Origin of the sequence: Microcella daejeonensis (assembly GCF_026625045.1) — a bacterium.
Lineage (GTDB): Bacteria > Actinomycetota > Actinomycetes > Actinomycetales > Microbacteriaceae > Microcella > Microcella daejeonensis.
The window spans coordinates 1042426-1061818 of record NZ_CP113089.1; the positions used below are offsets into that span (position 1 = coordinate 1042426).

The following is a 19393-nucleotide window of genomic DNA, read 5'->3' on the forward strand; positions in this document are numbered from 1 at the left end:
GCCCTGCCGGGCTCAGTCGAGTTGCTCGAGCGCGAGGTTCAGGCTCACGACGGTCACGCGCTCCTGACCGATGAACCCGAGCGCCCGCGGCTCGATCATAGATTCCACGAGGGCGACGACGCGCTCGGGGTCGAGGTCCCGCGCCTCGGCCACGCGCGGGGCCTGCAGCAGCGCGTAGGCGGCGGAGATGTGCGGATCGAGCCCCGAGGCCGAGGTCGTCAGCGCGTCGACGGGCACCTCGCTCGGGTCGACGCCCTCGAACGCGGCGATGTCGGCCCGTCGCTGCTCGATCGCCGCGATCAGGTCGGGGTTCTCGGGGCCGAGGTTCGACCCGCTCGAGGCCCCGCCGTCGTAGCCGTCGCCCGCGGCGGAGGGCCGCGACTGGAACCACTCGGGCAGCGGGGCTCCCTCGGCATCGGTGAACGACTGGCCGAGGAGCCGGGATCCGATCACGTCACCGGCGTCGTCGCGCAGCAGCGAGCCATTGGCGGCGGCGGGCAGCAGCGCCTGCCCGAGACCGAGCACGGCGGCCGTGTAGAGCACGCCGGTGAGGAGGGTGAGCACGAGGAGGGCGCGCAGGCTCGTGCCGAGCGATCGCAGCCAGGGGCGGAGGGGACGCATGGTCAGCCTTTCCGATGCCGGTTCAGAGACCGGGGATGGTGCGCACGACGAGGTCGATGAGCGCGATGCCGATGAAGGGGGTGATGAGACCGCCGAGCCCGTAGACCAGCAGGTTGCGGCGCAGCAGCGCCGAGGCGGAGGCCGCGCGGTACGACACCCCGCGCAGGGCGATGGGGATGAGCGCGATGATCACGAGCGCGTTGAAGATGATCGCCGAGAGGATGGCGGACTCGGGTCTCGCGAGCCCCATGATGTTGAGCGCGTCGAGCCCGGGGAAGGCGCCGACGAACATCGCGGGGATGATCGCGAAGTACTTGGCCACGTCGTTCGCGATCGAGAACGTCGTGAGCGAGCCGCGCGTGATGAGCAGCTGCTTGCCGATGCGCACGATGTCGATGAGCTTCGTCGGGTCGGAGTCGAGGTCGACCATGTTGCCGGCCTCCTTCGCCGCCGAGGTGCCCGAGTTCATCGCGACGCCGACGTCGGCCTGCGCGAGGGCGGGCGCGTCGTTGGTGCCGTCGCCCGTCATGGCGACGAGCGCGCCCCCCTCCTGCTCCTTCCGGATGAGGGCGATCTTGTCGTCGGGGGTCGCCTCCGCGAGGTAGTCGTCGACGCCCGCCTCGGCGGCGATCGCCCTCGCGGTCAGCGGGTTGTCGCCGGTGATCATGACGGTGCGGATGCCCATGGCCCGCAGCTCGCGGAACCGCTCGGGCAGCCCCTCCTTCACGACGTCCTTGAGCTGCACGACGCCGAGCACGACGATCCCGCCCTCGGCGTCGCGCACGGCCACGACGAGGGGCGTGCCGCCCTGGCCGGAGATGCCGTCGACGATGCCCGCGAGCTCCGCGCGCACCGGCGCCACGGCATCCCCCGCCCACTCGGCGATGGTCGAGCCGGCGCCCTTGCGCACGGCGCCGCCGTCGGACAGGTCGACCCCGCTCATGCGGGTCTGCGCGGTGAAGGGCACGAGCAGGGCACCCGAGGGGAGCGCGTCGACGACCCCGGCGGACTCGGCGAGCGCGACGATCGAGGCGCCCTCGGGCGTGGGGTCGCCCAGGGAGGAGAGGCGCGCGGCCTCGAGCAGGCGGCGCTCCGAGACCCCGGCGAGGGGATGCACGGCCGTCGCCCGACGATTGCCGTAGGTGATCGTGCCCGTCTTGTCGAGCAGCAGCGTCGTCACGTCGCCCGCGGCCTCGACCGCGCGGCCCGACATCGCGAGCACGTTGCGGCGCACGAGGCGATCCATGCCGGCGATGCCGATGGCGCTCAGCAGCGCGCCGATGGTCGTCGGGATGAGGCAGACCAGCAGCGCGACGAGCACGACGACGCTCACCGTCTCGCCCGCGATGCTCGCGAGCGGGTTGAGGGTCAGCACGACGACGGTGAACACGATCGAGAGGCTCGCGAGCAGGATGGTGAGCGCGATCTCGTTCGGGGTGCGCTGCCGGCTCGCGCCCTCCACGAGGGCGATCATGCGGTCGACGAAGGTGGCGCCCGGCTCGCTCGTGATGCGCACGACGATGCGGTCGCTCAGCACGCGCGTACCGCCGGTGACGGCCGAGCGGTCGCCGCCGAACTCGCGCACGACGGGCGCCGATTCGCCCGTGATGGCGGACTCGTCGACCGTGGCGATGCCGGCGACGATCTCGCCGTCGCCGGGCACGATCTCGCCGGCCTCGATGACGACGACGTCGCCGCGGTGCAGGTCGCCCGAGAGCGCGTCGTCGATCGGGCTCGTCAGCGCCTCGGGGTCGCTCGCGGCGTCGTAGTCGCGTACGCGCCGCGCCGTCGTCGTGCTGCGCGTCTGCCGCAGGGTGCGGGCCTGCGCCTTGCCGCGGCCCTCGGCCACCGACTCGGCGAGCGTGCCGAAGATGACCGTGATCCAGAGCCAGACGGCGATGGAGGCGGTGAACACGAGCCCCTCCCCGCCCGACACCGCGTCGCCGACGGCGATGACGGTGGTGAGGGCGGCGCCCGCCTCGACGATGAGCATCACGGGGTTGCGCCACAGCCGGCGCGGATCGAGCTTGCGCAGGGCGCCGGGCAGGGCCTCGGCGATCTGCCGCGGGCTCAGCCCGCTGCGGCGGCGGGAGGCGGTGCCCTCGGGGGCGGCCGCGGGGGCGTCGACGAGCGGCATGGTCAGAGTCCTTCTGCGAGGGGCCCGAGGGCCAGGGCGGGGAAGTAGGTGAGGGCCGACACGATGACCGTGACGCCGACGAGGAGACCGGTGAAGAGCATCCCGTGGGTGGGCAGCGACCCGGCGGAGGAGGGCACGGGCTCGCGTGCGGCGAGGGACCGGGCGAGCGCGATGACGATCACGATGGGGATGAAACGACCGAGCACCATGGCCACGCCGAGCGCCGTGTTCAGCCAGGGCGTGTTCGCGGTGAGCCCGGCGAAGGCCGAGCCGTTGTTGTTCGCGGCCGAGGTGAAGGCGTAGAGCAGCTCGCTGTAGCCGTGCACCCCGGGGTTGTAGATGCTCGTCGTCTCGACGTCGTCGCGCACGCCCGGCAGGGTCGCGCTCAACGCCGTTCCGGCGAGCACGAGCACGGGGGTGATGAGGATGTACAGGCTCGCGAGCGTCATCTCGGGCGGCCCGATCTTCTTGCCGAGGTACTCGGGGGTGCGCCCCACCATGAGCCCGGCGATGAACACCGCCACGATCGCGATGACGAGCATCCCGTACATGCCCGAGCCGACGCCGCCCGGAGCGACCTCGCCGAGCATCATGTTGAGCATCGTCACGCCGCCGCCGAGGGCGGTGAAGCTGTCGTGCATCGAGTTGACCGAGCCCGTCGAGGTGAGCGTGGTGGCGCCCGCGTAGAGCACCGAGCCCCCGATGCCGAAGCGCTGCTCCTTGCCCTCCATCGCCCCTCCGGCGAGCTGCGGCGCGGTGCCGCCCCCCGCGAGCTCGGCCGCGGCGAGCGCGACGACCGAGAGGGTGGCGAGGATCGCCATGGCGCCGGCGACCGCGCGGCCCTGCCGCACGTCGCCGACCATCGTGCCGAAGGTGCGCGGAAAGGAGAACGGGATCGCGAGGATGAGCAGGATCTCGACCAGGCTCGTCCACCCCGTGGGGTTCTCGAAGGGGTGCGCGGCATTGGCGTTGAAGAACCCGCCGCCGTTGGTGCCGATGAGCTTGATGGCCTCCTGCGAGGCGACCGGGCCGCCGGGAACGGTCGCGGTGCCGCCGGTCAGCGTCTCGACGGTCACGAAGCCGGAGAGGTTCTGCACGACGCCTCCCGCGAGGAGCACGATCGCGGCGAGCAGCGCCATCGGCAGCAGGATGCGCACGACACCGCGCACCAGGTCGACCCAGAAGTTGCCGGCGAATCCGGTGCCGCGCGCCGCGAGCCCGCGGAACAGCGCCACGGCCACGGCCATGCCGACCGCCGCCGAGACGAAGTTCTGCACGACCAGGCCGACCGCCTGCACCGTGTACCCGAGCGTGAGCTCGGGAGAGTACGACTGCCAGTTGGTGTTCGTCACGAACGACACCGCGGTGTTGAACGCCAGATCGGGCGAGACGGCGGGGAGTCCGAGCGAGGCGGGCAGCAGCTGCTGCGTGCGCTGCAGCGCGTAGAGCACCACGGCGCCGGCCGCCGAGAACAGCAGCAGCGCCCGGGTGTAGCCCCGGGCATCCTGCATCGCAGCGCTGTCGACGCCCATGAGGCGCAGCAGCGGGCGCTCGATACGCCGATCGCGGGGGCTCGTGTACACGCGGGCCATGTAGTCGCCGAGGGGGCGGTGGATGATCGCGACGAGCAGTGCGATCGTGCCCAGCTGCGCGGCGAGCAGCCCGATCTCGAGCGTCACGAGAACACGTCCGGCTTCAGCAGCGCGACGAGCAGGTAGCCCACGGCGGCGAGGCCGAGGAGGAGGGCGACGACGTCGAGGGGGCTCATCGCTCCCTCACCGCCGACGCCACGGCGCCGACGGCCGCGAACAGGGCGGCGATCAGGGCCAGGTACACGAGATCCAGCACGGATGGTCCTCTCCGGGGGCGGGGCCCCGTCACGGTCGTCGGGGTCGACGGCCGCAGGCGACGCTAGGAGCCGGGGTCGCCGGGGGCGGGCGTCCTCACGGTTCCCTAACGCCCCGCCGCGCGACCCTCACGATTCCCGCGCACCGACCGGGGTACACGACCGGGGTACAGGCGCCGCGGCCGCGCTGCACCGGGCGTAGTGTTCCCGGCGTGCTCGACCTCTCCTCATCGCGCCCGCGTCCGGGCGTGGCTCCGCGTGCGCGCATCGCGCCCGCGCAGGTGGTCGTGCTCGGCTTCCTCGCGGCGATGATCGCGGCCACCGGGCTGCTCTCGCTGCCGATCGCGCACGCCCCCGGCGAGCGCGTCGACGTGCTCGAGGCCGCCTTCACCGCGGTCTCGGCCGTCTCGGTGACCGGCCACGTCGTCGTCGACACGGCCACCGCCTGGTCGCCCTTCGGCCTCGTCGTGATCGTGCTGTTCATCCAGCTCGGCGGCCTCGGCATCATGCTCGTGGCCTCGCTCATCGGCCTGGCGCTCGTGCGCCGCTTCACCCTGCGCAACCGCATCACCACCGGTACCGAGAACCGGGCGGTCGACTTCGGGGATGCGGGGAGGCTCGCGCGGGGCATCCTCGCCACCTCGCTCATCATCGAGGGCGCCGTCGCCCTGCTGCTCGCCGCGCGCTTCGCGCTCGAGTACGACTACCCCCTCGGCGAGGCGCTCTGGCGGGGAGGGTTCCTCGCCATCTCGAGCTTCAACAACGCCGGCTTCGCGCCGTGGAGCGACAACATGATCGGCTTCGCGACCGATCCCTTCGTCGTGTTGCCGATGTCGATCGCCACCATCCTCGGTGGGCTCGGGTTCCCCGTGCTGCGCCAGCTGCGCAAGGAGTTCGGCCGCCCGCTGCACTGGACGATGAACACCAACATCGTGCTCGTCATGACGGCGGCGCTGCTCGTGCTCGGCACCGCGTACATCGCCGTGCTCGAATGGGGCAACCGCGCCACGATCGGCGCCTACGACGCGGCCGACCGCATCCTCGTCGCCTTCTTCCACTCGGTGCAGACCCGCACCGCCGGCTTCAACAGCGTCGACATCGGGCAGCTGAACCCCGAGACGCTGCTGGGCATGGACGTGCTCATGTTCATCGGCGGCGGCCCGGCCGGCACGGCCGGCGGCATCAAGGTGACGACCTTCGCCGTGCTGCTCTTCATCCTGCTCACCGAGCTGCGCGGCGAGGGGGCCGTCAACATCTTCGGCAAGCGGCTCTCCCGTGCCGTGCACCGCGAGGCCATCACCATCGCGCTGCTCTCGCTCGCCGCGGTCATGGCGGCCACGACGGCCCTCATGATGATCAGCCACCTCGATCTCGACGTCCTGCTCTTCGAGGCCGTCTCGGCCTTCGGCACCGTCGGGCTCAGCACCGGCATCACCGCCGATCTGCCCCCGGCCGGCCAGGTCATCCTCATGGTGCTCATGCTGCTCGGCCGGCTCGGACCGCTCACGCTCGGAACCGCCCTCGTGCTGCGGCAGCGCCGCACGCTCTACGAACTTCCCAAGGAGAGGCCCGTCATTGGCTAAGTCGCGATTGTTCACCGGAAGCCGCGCCTCGCGCATCGCCGAGGCCGACTCCGTCGCCGTGCTCGGGCTCGGCCGCTTCGGCCGGGCGCTCGCCCTCGAGCTCATGGCCTCGGGCACCGAGGTGCTCGCCATCGACTCCGACGAGGAGATCGTGCAGAGCCTCAACGGCGCCGTCACCCGGGCGGTGCGCGCCGACACCACCAAGGAGGAGGTGCTGCGGCAGCTGGCGGTGCACGAGTTCGACCGCGTGGTCGTCGCCATCGGCAGCGACATCCAGGCGAGCATCCTCACCACCTCGGTGCTGCTCTCGTTCCGGCGCCCGCAGATCTGGGCGAAGGCGACGAGCGAGCCGCACGGCCGCATCCTGCAGCAGCTCGGGGTCGAGCACGTGATCCACCCCGAGGCCGACACGGGTCGCCGGGTCGCCCACCTCGTGCGCGGCGCCGCGCTCGACTACATCGAGGTCGGCGACGACTACGCGATCGTCAAGACGAGCCCGAACTCGGCGGTGCTCGGCAGGCGGCTCGGCGACACGCGCATCCGGCAGGAGCACGGGGTCACCGTCATGGCGGTGCGCCGCGGCGAGAAGCCCTGGTGCAACGCCGACGCCGACACCGTGCTGCAGGAGGGCGACACCATCCTCGTGGCCGGCCCCACCCGTCGCGCCGAGGAGTTCGGCCAGCTGCGCTGAGCCGCGCCCGCCGCGCGGGGCGTACACTCGCCTCGCTCGACCCGCATCGAACGGAGCTCCTCATGCCCTTCAACCTCTCCGGCTGGCACGGCGTCATCCTGCTGCTCGTCGTGCTGCTGCTGTTCGCCGCGCCGAAGCTGCCGCAGCTGGCCCGCAGCCTCGGGCAGTCGATCACGATCTTCCGCGGCGAGGTCAAGGCGGGCCGCGCCGACGACGAGGAGCCGACCGGGGCCGCGGAGGCCCCCGCTGCCGCGGCGGACACGGCGGACGCCGCCGACCCGGCGACCCCCGATCGCGCCGACGCGCCGCCGCGCCGGCCCTGACGTGGCCCTCATCGACAGCGCCGTCTACGTCGGCGGCAAGCGGCTCGGCGCGACCGTCGACCTCGAGGAGACCTACGAGCTGACCCGGGCCCACGGCGGCATCGCCTGGATCGGCCTCTACCGCCCGACCCTCGACGAGCTGCAGTCGGTCGCCGCCGAGTTCGATCTGCACGAGCTGGCCGTCGAGGATGCCCTCAAGGGCCGTCAGCGGTCGAAGCTCGAGCGCTTCGGCGAGACGCTCTTCCTCGCCCTGCGCCCCGCCCGCTACATCGACGCCACCGAGACGGTCGAGTTCGGAGAGCTGCTGATCTTCGTCGGGCCCGACTTCGTCGTCACCGTGCGGCACGCCGAGTCGCCCGATCTGCGCCGGGTGCGCGAGCGCCTCGAAGCCGAGCCCGAGCTCCTCGCCCTCGGCCCCGAGGCCATCCTCTACGCCGTGCTCGACGAGGTCGTCGACGAGTACGAGCCGGTCGTCGCGGGCCTCGAGAACGACATCGATGAGATCGAGGACCAGCTGTTCGGCGCGAGCGACGACGACGCTCTCACCCGGCGCATCTACGACCTCTCGAGCGAGGTCATCGCGTTCCAGCGCGCCGTGCAGCCGCTCGCCGGCATCATCGAGGCCCTGCTGAAGGGCGGCGACCGGTACGGCGTCGACGTGCAGCTGCAGCGCCGGCTGCGCGACGTGCTCGACCACGTGCACCGCGCCTCGGAGCGCGCCGACTCGTTCCGCGCGCTCCTCGACAACGCGCTGCAGGTGCAGTCGACGCTCGTCACCCGGCGCATGACCGTGGTGAGCGTCGAGCAGAACGAGCAGATCAAGCGCATCACCTCGTGGGCGGCCATCCTGTTCGCCCCGACGCTCGTCGGCACCGTCTACGGCATGAACTTCCGCGTCATGCCCGAGCTCGAGTGGACCCTCGGCTACCCCTTCGCCCTGCTGCTCATGCTGCTCATGGGGGTCGGTCTCTACATCGCCTTCAAGGCCAAGCGCTGGCTGTGAATCGCGCCACCCTGTGCGCGGCCTCCACGTCGCCCGCCCGCCCCTGGCGGCCCTGACGGCCTCCTGCCACCGTGGGAGACCCCCGAGGGAAGGAGCACCGCATGAACGACAAGGCAGAGCACAAGGGCGAAGAGCTCATCGGCAAGGCCAAGGAGGGCCTCGGCAAGGCGACCGGCAACGAGCGCCTCGAGGCCGAGGGTCACGCCGAGCAGTCGACGGCCAACCTCAAGCAGGCCGGCGACGACGTCAAGGACGCCTTCACGAAGTAGCGTCGACGCCCCGCACGATCAGCGCGCGGCACCCGTGACGATCCACGCGGTGCCGCGCGCTCGTGCGCTCAGGGTCGCCGCCCGCGCTCCGAGGTAGACGAACGCGAAGACCGCCAGCAGGCCGAGCAGGCCGAGGTCGGGCACGAGCGCGAGCACCGCCAGGTACACGAGCAGGTTCAGGATGCCCGTGACCGCGAGGTAGCGCCCGTCGCCGGCCCCGATGAGCACGCCGTCGAGCACGAAGACCAGCCCGGCGAGCGGCAGGCCGAGCGCGAGCACGACGAGGGCGGCGGGAAGGGCATCCCGTACCGCCGCATCGGAGGTCATGACGACGCTCAGCGGGCCCGCGAGCGCGAGCAGCACGAGCGCGAGGCCCGCGCCGACCACGACGCCCCACCCCACGAGCCTCCGGGTCGTCGCGCGCACCCGCGGCACCTCGGCCGCCCCCAGTGCGTGCCCGACGAGCGTCTGCCCGGCGATCGCGAGGGCGTCGAGCACGAGCGCGAGCAGGCTGTAGACGGCGAACCAGACGTGGGCGGCGGCGAGCTCGACCGTGCCGAGCCCCGTCGCGACGGCGACGGTGACGACGAGCGCGATGCGCAGCGAGAGCGTGCGCACGAAGAGCCAGGAGCCGGCGGTCGCGGCCGCGCGCAGTCCGGCGAAGCCCGGGCGCAGCGCCGCACCCTCGCGCAGGGCCGCCCGCACGACGACGGCGACGAGAGCGATCGCCATGCCCCACTGCGCGATGACGGTGCCGAGCGCCGAGCCGGCCACGCCGAGACCCGCCCCGTAGATGAGGGCGGCGTTGAGCAGGATGTTCGCGCCGAAGCCGACGACCGCGACGAGCAACGGCGTGCGCACGTCCTGCAGGCCGCGCAGCACCCCGGTCGCCGCGAGCACGAGCAGCATGCCCGGCACGCCCCACCAGGAGATCGTGAGGTAGGTGAGCGCCTCGGCCTCGACCGGCCCGCTCGCCCCGAACGCCGCGATGACCGGCGACGAGAGCGGCAGCATCACGGCGAGCAGCAGCACCCCCAGACCGAGTCCGAGCCACAGCCCGTCGACGCCGGCCGAGAGCGCGCCGCGCCGATCGCCGGCCCCGAGCCTCCGCGCGACGAGGGGGGTCGTCGCGTAGGCGAGGAACACGAGCAGCCCGATCGCCGTCTGCAGCACCGTCGCCGCGAGGCCGAGCCCGGCGAGCGGGGCCGCGCCGAGGTGCCCGACCATGGCCGTGTCGGTGAGCACGAAGAGCGGCTCGGCGACGAGCGCCCCGAGCGAGGGCACCGCCAGCGCGGCGATCTCGCGATCGAGCGGGCGGAGGCGGGGCAGGCGGGCGCGCACCCGCCCACGGTAGTCGGCGGCGTACCCTCGAGCGTGCTCTCCGTGCTGCGCGACCGCCGCTTCGCCGCCCTCTTCGGCTCGCAGGTCGCCTCCCTCGTCGGCACGGGCGTGCTGACCGTCGCGCTCGCCCTCCTCGCCGTGCGGCTCGAGGGCGACGAGGCCGCACGCATCCTCGGCATCGCCCTGACGATCCGCATCGCCGCCTACGTCATCGTCTCGCCGATCGCGAGCGCGCTGCTCACGGGCCGCTCGAGCCGGGGCATCCTGCTCGCCGCCGATGCGGCGCGCCTGGTCGTCGCGGCCGGCCTCGTTCTCGCCACCGAGGAGTGGCACATCTACCTCGCGATCGTGCTGCTGCAGTCGGCCTCGGCCGTCTTCACCCCGACCTACCAGGCGGTCATCCCGGTGGTGCTCGCCGACGAGGGCGACTACACCGCGGCGCAGTCGCTCTCGCGGCTCGCCTACGACCTCGAGTCGCTGCTGAGCCCGATCATCGCGGCGCTGCTCGTGCTCGTGCTGCCCGCCCCCGCGCTGTTCGCGGTCACCGCCGCGGGCTTCCTGCTCTCGGGTCTCGGAGTGCTGCTCTCGCGCATCACCGTCCCGGCAGGGGGCGGCGCCGAGCCCTTCCGGTCGCGGCTGACGCGCGGGGTGCGCCTGCTGGCCGGAACGCCCTCGCTGCGGTTCCTCGCCGTGCTCGATGCGGCGACGGCCGCCGTGTTCGCCACCGTGCTCGTCTCGACCGTCGTGCTGCTGCTCGAGGCGGGGGCGGCCGACCCGGCCGATCCCTCCGCCCCGCTCGCGGTGGCGCTCGTGCTGTTCGGCGCCGGATCGATCGTCGTCGCGCTGCTGCTGCCGCGCATCCTGCGCCGCCTCACCGACCGGACCGCCATGGCGGCGGGGGCGGTGCTCGCCGCTCTCGCCCTCGGCGCGACCGCCGCTCTCGCGCTCACCGGGGCGCTCTCGCTCCCCGGGGTCGCCGTGCTGTGGTTCCTCCTCGGGGCGGCGAGCTGCGCGATCAGCACGCCCAGCGCGCGCATCATCCGGCGCGATGCGGCCGCGGCCGACCGGCCGGCCGTGTTCGCCGCCCGCTTCTCGACCTCGCACGCCTGGTACCTCGTGACGTACCCGGTCGCCGGTCTGCTCGGTGCCGCCGTCGGGCCCGGTCTCGCGACGGCGGCTCTGGCGCTCCTCTGCCTCCTCGCGCTCGGTGCCGCGCTCGCCCTCTCGATGCGACGGCCGGTCGCCGGCGCATCCGCCCCGCCCTCGGCCGCCCCGGCCGCGCCGGCGTCCCCGGCCGCCCCCAAGGTCGAGGGCTAGGCTCGCCGGGTGACCGACGCGCTGACGAGCGGCATCGCCGCCGATGAACTCGACCCCGCCATCCGCCCGCAGGACGACCTGTTCCGGCACGTCAACGGCCGGTGGATGGCCCGCACGCCCGTGCCCGCCGACAAGGCCCGCTACGGCTCCTTCATGGTGCTCGCCGAGGAGGCCGAGAAGGCGGTGCGCACCATCATCGAGGAGGCCCAGGGCGCCCAGCCCGGCACCCTCGAGCGCAAGGTCGGCGATCTGTACGCGAGCTTCATGGACGAGGAGCGCGTCGAGGCGCTCGGCGCGGCCCCCCTCGAGCCGCTCTTCGGCGAGATCGACGACATCGCCGATCGGGATGCCCTGCTCACCGCCATCGGCCGCCTCGAGCGCCGCGGTGCCCGCGGCTTCACGGCGCTCTACGTCGACAACGACCCGGGCGACCCCGAGCGCTACCTCGTGATCGTGGAGCAGGCCGGCCTCGGCCTGCCCGACGAGTCGTACTACCGCGAGCCGGCCCACGCCGAGACGCTCGTCGCCTACCGCGGGCACGTCGAGCGCATGCTCGCCCTCGCGGGCTTCGACGCCGCCGCCGATCGCGCCGCGCGCATCGTGGCCCTCGAGACCGCGATCGCCGGTCACCACTGGGACAAGGTGCGCAGCCGCGACAGCAAGGCCACCTACAATCTGCGCAGCTGGGACGAGTGGCAGGCCGCGACGGGCGGCGTCGATCTCGCGCTCTGGCGCGACGGCTACGGCATCCCGACCACGGCGCTCGCCGAGGTGGTGCTGCGCCAGCCCTCGTTCCACGAGGGCGTCGCCGCGCTGCTCGCCGACGGCGCGCTCGCCGACTGGCAGGACTGGCTGCGCTGGTCGGTCATGCGCTCGACCGCGCCGTACCTCTCGAGCGCCTTCGTGGAGGAGAACTTCGCCTTCTACGGCCGCACCCTCACCGGCACCCCCGAGCTGCGCGCGCGCTGGAAGCGCGGCGTCTCCATCGTCGAGGGCGCCATGGGCGAGGCCGTCGGCGCGGTCTACGTCGAGCGCCACTTCGCCCCCGAGGCGAAGACGGCCATGGACGAGCTCGTCGCCACCCTCGTCGAGGCCTACCGCCGCTCGATCACCGAGCTCCCGTGGATGACCGCCGAGACCCGCGAGCGCGCCCTCGACAAGCTGCAGAAGTTCACGCCGAAGATCGGCTACCCCGTGCGCTGGCGCGACTACTCGAGCCTCGCGATCGACGCCGACGACCTGCTCGGCAACGTGCGCGCGGCGGGCGAGTTCGAGTTCCAGCGCGAGCTCGGCAAGATCGGCCAGCCGATCGACCGCGACGAGTGGTTCATGACCCCGCAGACGGTCAACGCCTACTACAACCCCGGGTTCAACGAGATCGTGTTCCCCGCGGCGATCCTGCAGTTCCCCTTCTTCGATGCGGGGCGAGATGCCGCAGCCAACTACGGCGCGATCGGCGCGGTCATCGGCCACGAGATCGGGCACGGGTTCGACGACCAGGGCTCGCGCTACGACGGCGACGGGCGGCTGCACGACTGGTGGACCGAGGCGGATCGCACGGCGTTCGAGGAGCGCACGGCATCCCTCATCGCTCAGTACGACGCCCTCGAACCGACCGAGGCGCCCGGCCATCACGTCAACGGCGCCCTCACCATCGGTGAGAACATCGGCGACCTCGGCGGTCTCGGCATCGCGTGGCGCGCGTACCTGATCTCGCTCGACGGCGCCGAGCCGCCCGTGATCGACGGGCTCACCGGTGCTCAGCGCTTCTTCCTGTCGTGGGCGCAGGCCTGGCAGATCGCGATCCGGCCGGAGGAGGCGCTGCGCCTGCTCTCGATCGACCCGCATTCGCCGAACGAGTTCCGCTGCAACCAGATCGTGCGTAACATCGACGCGTTCTACGAAGCGTTCTCCGTGACCCCCGACGACGCTCTCTGGCTCGAGCCGAAGGAGCGCGTGACGATCTGGTGACCACCACGCCGATGAAGCGCGATCGGGGCGCGCGAGCCGCCGCCCCGATCGTCGCGCGCCATCGGTCGCCCGAGCGGTCGCCGTCGTTCAAGCCCTCCTTCCGCGCGCTGGGCGCGCTCGCCTACGAGGGCGCGAAGGTGTCGGTCGCCGCCGTCGACCTGCAGTCGGGCCAGAGCGTCTTCGCCGTCGACGAGCGCATCGTGCTGCCGACGGCCTCGGTGGGCAAGATCCTGCTGCTGATCGAGGTGAGCGCGCGCCTCACCGAGCGCAGCCTGAGCGACTTCGTGATCGTCGATCGTCAGCTCTCCGACGCGGTCGCCGACTCGGGGCTCTGGCAGCACATGCAGGCCCCGTCCCTCCCCGTCGCCGATCTCGCCGCGCTCGTCGGGGCCACGAGCGACAACCTCGCGACCAACGCACTGCTGCGGCACATCGGTCTCGCGGCCGTGCGCCGGCGCACCGAGTCGCTCGGGCTGGTGCGCACGGCCCTGCTCGACGTGGTGCGCGACTCCCGCGGGCCCGACGACGCCCCGCAGCTCTCGGTCGGGTCGACGGCCGAGCTCGCGTGGCTCTTCTACGCGCTCACCCACGGCCACGTCATCGACCCGGCGACGAGCCAGCGGGTGCTCGGCTGGCTCTCGCTCAACGCCGATCTCTCGATGGTGGCGAGCGCGTTCGGCCGCGACCCGCTCACCCACCGCGGCGTCGACCACAACACCTGGATGGTCAACAAGACCGGCAGCGACACGGGCGTGCGCAGCGAGGCCGGGGTTCTGCGCGGACCGCGGGGCGGGCTCGCCTACGCGGTCTCGGTGCATTTCGACGACCGAGACCTCGCGACTCGGCTTCGGGTGATGGATGCCCTCCGCACGTTCGGCGTCGACCTGCTGGAGCAGGTGCACTAGTCGGCCGCCGCCCGCCCGGTGTCCTCCCGGCCGGCGGTCGATCACGGCACGAGCGTCGCCGCGGACGCGCCCGCCTACCGCTCCTCCCCAGTGCCGCCTCCCCCAATGGGGGGGACAGACAGACTGTTCGGGGTTGCCCCCCGGACGGGGGAGAGTTACGGTATCCCCACATCTCGACTCGCGCTCACCCGACGTTCGCCGAGGGCGAGATGCCAGACGGACCCCCCATCCGTCGCAGCCCCCGCATCACCGACCCGATAACTCGACCCACTGCGCGACGATCCCGATCGACGCGCAGCACCGCTGAACCCGTCGCGGCACCCTGCGCTCATGCGTGCCGGTGCGCGAGCTCCGCTGCACGCCCCCGTGCTCGGTGCACCACCCCACCCGAATTCCGTCGCGCCTGAACCCTCAGCCGCGCACGGCTCCCCACCCCAGGAGCACGCAATGTTGCGCAAGAGATTCTTCACTGCCCCGGCAGCCGCCCTGGTCGCCCTCGTCCTCGGGTTGGGGGGTGCGCTCGTGTCGACCACGGCCGCGTCCGCCCATACGCCGAGGGTCACGACCGACTGTCAGACGCTGACGGTCAACCTCACCCAGTACGCCGACCAGAAGGCCGCGGTCCCCGGCACCTCCACGACCACGTACCAGCGCTACTCGTGGACGGGTGGGAACACCGAAACGGCGCCCACCGAGGTTCCGCCGAGCAGCAACTGGCAGGCGAACACCAGCAACTACAAGGGCGAACTGCCCCTCGACGTGGCCTTCCAGGAGGCCAACGGCAGCAACAGCTCGTGGTTCTTCTGGGACTCGACGGTGACGACCACCCCCGGCACCCCCGCCACGACCAACACGGTCACCGTCACCATCGACGGGGTCGTCGTCGAGAGGGCCGACTTCGGCAAGAGCTTCGCGAAGTCGTACACCTACGGGGACAAGTACGTCGCGCACTCCTACTCCGTCGCGATCATCGCCCACGACGACCCGACCGGCTCGCGCGGCTGGACGAAGACCTTCACGGGCACCTCGACCCCCTGCGCCCGACCTGATGTCACCGTGCCGGTGCAGCTCACCTACATGACCGCCTGCGCCGTCGACACGACGAACACCTGGCGGTTCCGCAACCCCACGAGCACCCCGGTGACGCTCTCCCTGAGCGACGGCGCGACCCACGTCGCCACGCCGGGTGACTCCATCTACGAGACTCCGCGCTCGAGCACCACCCTCACGGCGACCTGGGGCGGCCCGGGCACCGGCGTCGTCGCCGGCTCGACCGTGAAGGCCTCGGGGGTCGATGAGATCTCAGACGCCTGCGCCGGGCCGAAGCCCGAGACCAAGGTCGAGAACGGCCAGTGGTCGGTCGTCAGCACCGACTGCGAGACGCGCACGATCACCGAGACCCGCACCGTCACGACCACCACCTACGCTCGCGTCGGCAACCAATGGGTCGGTACGCCGACCACGAGCAGCGAGACGGTCACCCGCGACATGACCGTTGAGGAGCTCGACGAGTACTGCCCGGTCGATGAGCAGCCCGATGCCCTGGTCGTGCGCGGTGAGTGGATGGTAGGCGAGCCCGACTGCGATTCCCGCACGGTGACCGAGACGCGCACGATCACCCGCACCGAGTTCGTCCTGGTCGATCGTGAGTGGGTTCCCGGTGAGCCGGTCGTGACCGAGCGCGAGCGCACCCGCGACATGACCGTTGCGGAGCTCGACGAGTACTGCCCGGTCGATGAGCAGCCCGATGCCCTGGTCGTGCGCGGTGAGTGGATGGTCGGCGAGCCCGACTGCGATTCCCGCACGGTGACCGAGACGCGCACGATCACCCGCACCGAGTTCGTGCTGGTGGATCGTGAGTGGGTTCCCGGTGAGCCGGTCGTGACCGAGCGCGAGCGCACCCGCGACATGACGGTGGAGGAGCTCGACGAGTACTGCCCGGTCGACATCGAGCCGGCTGCGCTGGAGGTTCTCGGCGATTGGGTCGTCAGCAGCGCCGACTGCGACACCCGCGAGGTCACCGAGACGCGCACCGTCACCACGACGCCCTACGTGCTCGTCGACCGCGAGTGGGTGCCCGGCGAGTCCGTCGTCGACACCGAGGAGCGCACGCGTCCGATGACGGAGGCCGAGCTCGACGAGTACTGCCCGGTCGACCTCGAGCCGGCCGCGCTCGAGGTGGTCGGCGACTGGATGTTCAGCGGCAAGGACTGCGACACCACGACGATCACGGAGTCGCGCACGGTCAGCACGACGCCGTACGTTCTCGTCGACCGCGAGTGGGTCGCCGGATCCGCGGTCGAGACGACCGAGCTGCGCACCCGAGCCATGACCGACGCCGAGCGCACCGCGCTCTGCCCGGCCGTGCCGGTGACGCCGCTCGGCGAGCTGCCCACCCTGGCGCTGAACGACCCGTCGACGCTCGCCCTCACCGGTCCGAGCGCCGCACTGGGCGGACTCGGCATCGCCGGACTGGTCGCTCTCATGGCCGGCCTGGGACTGGTGCTCCTGCGCCGCCCGCAGCCGGTCTCCGAGGAGAACTAGCAGCACTACCCGCGGCCGCGCGGTCGGGGCGGGGCGTGACCCGAAACTCGTCTCCGCCTCGGCCGTGCATCCCCGCTTCCGACTCCGGTGCCCGTCAGGGCCCGGGGTCGGAAGCGCTCCCTCACTCCCGGCGCCGTCGCGGCGCCTCCTGCTCTCCGTCCTGAGGAGCCGACCGCCGTGTCGCACCCCCGCACCGTCTCGAGCATCACCGCCGTGGCCCTCGGGCTCGTCATCACGATCGCGGGCGTGCACGGGCCCTTGACGTCCGCCTCCGCGTCGCCGCTCGATGCTCACGAGGACGTCATCATCGAGCTGCCGCCCACCGTCACCGTGCAGCCGACGGCCTCCGCCATCGACGCCACCTGCGACGCTCCCGGCGGGTACACCCTGAGCGGCGAGCCCGAGGTGATCTGGTTCGTCGACGGGGTGGAGACCTCCTCGGGCACCCACTCCGTCGGCCCGCGAACCTTCAGCGTCGAGGCGGCTCCCTTCCTCGGAGCATTCGCCCCCGGGATCCGCACCGAATGGACGATCACCGTCTCCGCTCCGGAATCCTGCCAGACCGGTGCCGAAGTGGTGCCCGTGCCGACGCTGACCCCGCCCCCGGCACCGCGTGGGGAGGTCCCAGCGCCGAGCACCGCTGGTCCGGCGCCCAGCGCGGCCCCGCCCGTGCCCGCGCCCCTCGTCGGCGCGAACGCGTCGAGCGCCTCCGCCCCGGCGAACGCCGCTCCGTCCTCGTCCCCGACCGGCGCGCCCCCGGCAGAGCTCGTGAGCCCTGTCGCCCTCGACGAGGCGGTCGACGTCGACCTGCCGACGCTCGCGCTCGCGAGCACGTCGAGCGACGAGACCCGTCCGGCGTCCTTCGCCCCCCTCGGACTCCTCCTCCTCAGCGGACTCGCCGTGCTGCTCGCCGCGGCGGCGGCGGGGCGCCCCGCCCGACGCTGAGCCCCGGCGCAGACCGCCGCCGGATCCCACAGGTGCCGCCCGGCTCGGGCTGACACCCTGGCCGACATGATCTCCACCTCGCTCGCCCGACAGCTGCGCGACGCCGGGCTGCGATGGAAGCCGCTCTCGGGCGACCGATTCCAGATCGACCGGCCCGAACTCGACGCCGACGTCTTCACCATCAGCGATCTCATGATCGAGCCGCACGAGTACTCCACCGGCACCGTGCTGGGGTTCAACGGCACGACCGAGTGGGCGCTCGACTCGGTCGACGTCGCCGATGCCCTCTGGCTGCCCCGCGAGGATCAGCTGCGCGACCTGCTCCGCTCCGCCTTCGTGCGACTCGAACGGCACGACGAGCTCTACCGTGTGGTTCTCGCGGCGGAGAGCGAGGGCGAGGAGCGGGTGTACGAGAGCGTCTCCGCACCCGAGGCCTACGGGCTTGCGCTGCTCGCCGTGCTCGAGCGGGTCAGCGCCTAGGCGGAGGCCGCGTCGTCGGCGGGCCCGGCGATCACGCCGTCCGGCCCGCGACGCAGCGATCGCGTCACCGAGGGCAGCGCCGGCGCGTCGATGCCGAACAGGGTCTCGACGGCGGTGGCCACCTCGAGCCCGCGGCCGGCCGCCGCGTGGCGGCGGGCGAGCGTCGACGGGGTGTGCAGGAACACGCTCGTCAGATGGCGCAGCGCCTCCTCGATGCGGCCGTCGTCGTCGCCACGGCGCTTCGCCCGCGCGATCTCCTCGTCGACGAGGTCGAGAACGTGGCGGCGCAGGGCCACGATCGAGGGCTCCACCGAGGCGGCGGTGACGAAAGAGTGCGCGGCCTCGTCGACGACGCTGCGGGCGTCCTCCTCCGCCGACCAGTGCACGAGCGGAGCGTGCAGTCGCACGGTCTCGAGGTCGATGAGCGTGACGCCGTCGATCTCGCCGACGGCGGGGTCGACGTTGCGGGGCAGGCCGAGGTCGACGACGAAGCGCGGCGGAGCATCCACCGGCACATCGCCGGATTCGACGCTCAGGCGGGTGGTGCACGTGATGACCACGTCGGAACCGGTCATCGCCTCGCGCACGTCGTTCGTCCACTCCAGGCCGTGCCGGGTGCCGAACACCTGCGCGCGGCCGGTGGGGGAGTAGACGACGATGGTCTGCACGCCGCGATCGCGCAGGGCGGCGACGGTGGTGGCGGCGTAGCGGCCGGTGCCGATGAGGGTCACGCGCGCGGTGCCCCAGTCGGCCAGTCGGCTGCCCACGAGATCGAGGGCGAGTCGGGCGAGGCTGCGGCCGGTGCGGCTCGCATCGCCCTGGGCGCGTGCGGCGCGGGCGGTGCGGATCGCCTCCTGGAAGACGCGATCCAGACGCCCGGTGGATGCTCCGCTCTCGCGCGCCGCCTGCGCGGCCCGGCGCACCTGCCCGGCGATCTCCTCCTCCCCGACGGCGACCGACTCCAGGCCGGCCGAGACGGCGAACAGGTGGTGCACGACCTCGGAGGCGTCGAGCACGTCGGCGCTCCCGGCCACGTCGACGCCCTGCTCGTCGCCGAGGCCGCGCAGGGCGTTCGCAACGGCGTCGCGGGCGAAGCGGTGGGCGTCGGCGGGCACGTTGTCGGCGTCGAGGTAGACCTCGAGCCGGTTGCAGGTGGCGACCGTCACGGCGCCGCGCACGGCGGGAGAGCCCGCCCGGACGGCGGCGGAGAGGGCGTCGGCGTCGACGGCGAGCCGTTCGAGGATCTCGAACGGGGTGTTGCGATGATTCGCCGTCACGCACAGGAGCACGGGATCAGTTTATTCGGCCCCGGCTGAACGCCCGCTCGTGGTACGGGGTCGGGGTATGCGCCTGCACGGATGAGCGCCTCGAGCGCGACCGCGCAGGGGCATCCGCTCCGACCGTGCAGGGGTGGCCG

The 19393-nt window shown here is 72.5% G+C and carries 17 protein-coding genes; 11 read left to right on the forward strand and 6 right to left on the reverse strand.

Annotation, left to right across the window (positions count from 1 at the left end; genetic code table 11):
- Nucleotides 1–12: 12 nt before the first annotated feature.
- From kdpC to OVN18_RS05085, 4 genes are read right to left on the reverse strand one after another with little or no spacing between them, the layout of a single operon-like run.
- Nucleotides 13–621, reverse strand: a complete 609-nt coding sequence (gene kdpC, locus OVN18_RS05070) for a K(+)-transporting ATPase subunit C (RefSeq protein ID WP_267782377.1) — start codon at nucleotides 619–621, stop codon at nucleotides 13–15.
- A gap of 22 nt (nucleotides 622–643) precedes the next feature.
- The gene (kdpB, locus tag OVN18_RS05075; protein WP_267782378.1) at nucleotides 644–2758 is read right to left on the reverse strand and encodes a potassium-transporting ATPase subunit KdpB; all 2115 of its coding nucleotides are present in this window, start codon (nucleotides 2756–2758) and stop codon (nucleotides 644–646) included.
- A 2-nt stretch (nucleotides 2759–2760) separates the two neighbouring features.
- On the reverse strand, nucleotides 2761–4437 hold the full coding sequence (gene kdpA / locus OVN18_RS05080; protein WP_267782379.1) for a potassium-transporting ATPase subunit KdpA: 1677 nt from the start codon (nucleotides 4435–4437) through the stop codon (nucleotides 2761–2763).
- On the reverse strand, nucleotides 4434–4526 hold the full coding sequence (locus OVN18_RS05085) for a potassium-transporting ATPase subunit F (protein WP_267738509.1): 93 nt from the start codon (nucleotides 4524–4526) through the stop codon (nucleotides 4434–4436). The genes kdpA and OVN18_RS05085 overlap by 4 nt, the downstream gene beginning before the upstream one ends.
- Nucleotides 4527–4816: 290 nt before the next feature.
- Between OVN18_RS05085 and OVN18_RS05090 the strand changes: the two genes are divergently transcribed.
- From OVN18_RS05090 to OVN18_RS05110, 5 genes are all read left to right on the forward strand, one after another.
- Entirely contained in the window at nucleotides 4817–6187 is a 1371-nt protein-coding gene (locus OVN18_RS05090) for a TrkH family potassium uptake protein (protein ID WP_267782381.1), read from the forward strand.
- Complete coding sequence (locus tag OVN18_RS05095; protein WP_267738511.1) at nucleotides 6180–6878, forward strand: potassium channel family protein; 699 nt, start codon at nucleotides 6180–6182, stop codon at nucleotides 6876–6878. Before OVN18_RS05090 ends, OVN18_RS05095 begins: the two co-directional genes overlap by 8 nt.
- Nucleotides 6879–6940: 62 nt before the next feature.
- Entirely contained in the window at nucleotides 6941–7201 is a 261-nt protein-coding gene (locus OVN18_RS13140) for a twin-arginine translocase TatA/TatE family subunit (RefSeq protein ID WP_324287799.1), read from the forward strand.
- Nucleotide 7202: 1 nt separating this feature from the next.
- Nucleotides 7203–8204, forward strand: coding sequence for a magnesium and cobalt transport protein CorA (locus tag OVN18_RS05105; RefSeq protein WP_267738513.1), 1002 nt, complete (start codon nucleotides 7203–7205; stop codon nucleotides 8202–8204).
- 101 nt (nucleotides 8205–8305) lie between these two features.
- Complete coding sequence (locus OVN18_RS05110) at nucleotides 8306–8473, forward strand: CsbD family protein (RefSeq protein ID WP_267782384.1); 168 nt, start codon at nucleotides 8306–8308, stop codon at nucleotides 8471–8473.
- 18 nt (nucleotides 8474–8491) lie between these two features.
- On the opposite strand, the gene OVN18_RS05115 is transcribed toward OVN18_RS05110, so the two are convergent.
- Nucleotides 8492–9814, reverse strand: a complete 1323-nt coding sequence (locus OVN18_RS05115; RefSeq protein WP_267782386.1) for an MATE family efflux transporter — start codon at nucleotides 9812–9814, stop codon at nucleotides 8492–8494.
- A gap of 33 nt (nucleotides 9815–9847) precedes the next feature.
- On the opposite strand from OVN18_RS05115, the gene OVN18_RS05120 reads away from it, so the two are divergent.
- From OVN18_RS05120 to OVN18_RS05145, 6 genes are all read left to right on the forward strand, one after another.
- Nucleotides 9848–11131 (forward strand): MFS transporter, encoded by a 1284-nt coding sequence (locus OVN18_RS05120; protein ID WP_267782387.1) that lies wholly within the window; start codon nucleotides 9848–9850, stop codon nucleotides 11129–11131.
- 9 nt (nucleotides 11132–11140) lie between these two features.
- The gene (locus tag OVN18_RS05125) at nucleotides 11141–13102 is read left to right on the forward strand and encodes a M13 family metallopeptidase (protein WP_267782388.1); all 1962 of its coding nucleotides are present in this window, start codon (nucleotides 11141–11143) and stop codon (nucleotides 13100–13102) included.
- Nucleotides 13099–14007 carry a serine hydrolase gene (locus tag OVN18_RS05130; protein ID WP_267782390.1) on the forward strand — a complete coding sequence of 303 codons (909 nt, stop codon included), beginning with the start codon at nucleotides 13099–13101 and terminating at the stop codon, nucleotides 14005–14007. The genes OVN18_RS05125 and OVN18_RS05130 overlap by 4 nt, the downstream gene beginning before the upstream one ends.
- A gap of 447 nt (nucleotides 14008–14454) precedes the next feature.
- A complete protein-coding gene (locus tag OVN18_RS05135; RefSeq protein WP_267782392.1) occupies nucleotides 14455–16551 on the forward strand; it encodes a hypothetical protein in 2097 nt (698 codons plus the stop codon).
- A gap of 177 nt (nucleotides 16552–16728) precedes the next feature.
- Nucleotides 16729–17496 (forward strand): hypothetical protein, encoded by a 768-nt coding sequence (locus OVN18_RS05140; RefSeq protein ID WP_267738522.1) that lies wholly within the window; start codon nucleotides 16729–16731, stop codon nucleotides 17494–17496.
- Nucleotides 17497–17562: 66 nt separating this feature from the next.
- On the forward strand, nucleotides 17563–17976 hold the full coding sequence (locus OVN18_RS05145) for a pilus assembly protein CpaE (RefSeq protein ID WP_267738523.1): 414 nt from the start codon (nucleotides 17563–17565) through the stop codon (nucleotides 17974–17976).
- Here OVN18_RS05145 and OVN18_RS05150 read toward each other — a convergent pair.
- Entirely contained in the window at nucleotides 17973–19265 is a 1293-nt protein-coding gene (locus OVN18_RS05150) for a glutamyl-tRNA reductase (protein ID WP_267782394.1), read from the reverse strand. The genes OVN18_RS05145 and OVN18_RS05150 overlap by 4 nt on opposite strands.
- Between the last annotated feature and the right edge of the window lie 128 nt (nucleotides 19266–19393).

What these genes read in the sequence shown, in the direction of transcription:
- kdpC (WP_267782377.1), bottom strand. Translation starts at nt 621, where the DNA reads ATGCGTCCCCTCCGCCCCTGGCTGCGATCGCTCGGCACGAGCCTGCGC.
- kdpB (WP_267782378.1), bottom strand. Translation starts at nt 2,758, where the DNA reads ATGCCGCTCGTCGACGCCCCCGCGGCCGCCCCCGAGGGCACCGCCTCC.
- OVN18_RS05085 (WP_267738509.1), bottom strand. Translation starts at nt 4,526, where the DNA reads ATGAGCCCCCTCGACGTCGTCGCCCTCCTCCTCGGCCTCGCCGCCGTG.
- OVN18_RS13140 (WP_324287799.1), top strand. Translation starts at nt 6,941, where the DNA reads ATGCCCTTCAACCTCTCCGGCTGGCACGGCGTCATCCTGCTGCTCGTC.
- OVN18_RS05110 (WP_267782384.1), top strand. Translation starts at nt 8,306, where the DNA reads ATGAACGACAAGGCAGAGCACAAGGGCGAAGAGCTCATCGGCAAGGCC.
- OVN18_RS05135 (WP_267782392.1), top strand. Translation starts at nt 14,455, where the DNA reads ATGTTGCGCAAGAGATTCTTCACTGCCCCGGCAGCCGCCCTGGTCGCC.
- OVN18_RS05145 (WP_267738523.1), top strand. Translation starts at nt 17,563, where the DNA reads ATGATCTCCACCTCGCTCGCCCGACAGCTGCGCGACGCCGGGCTGCGA.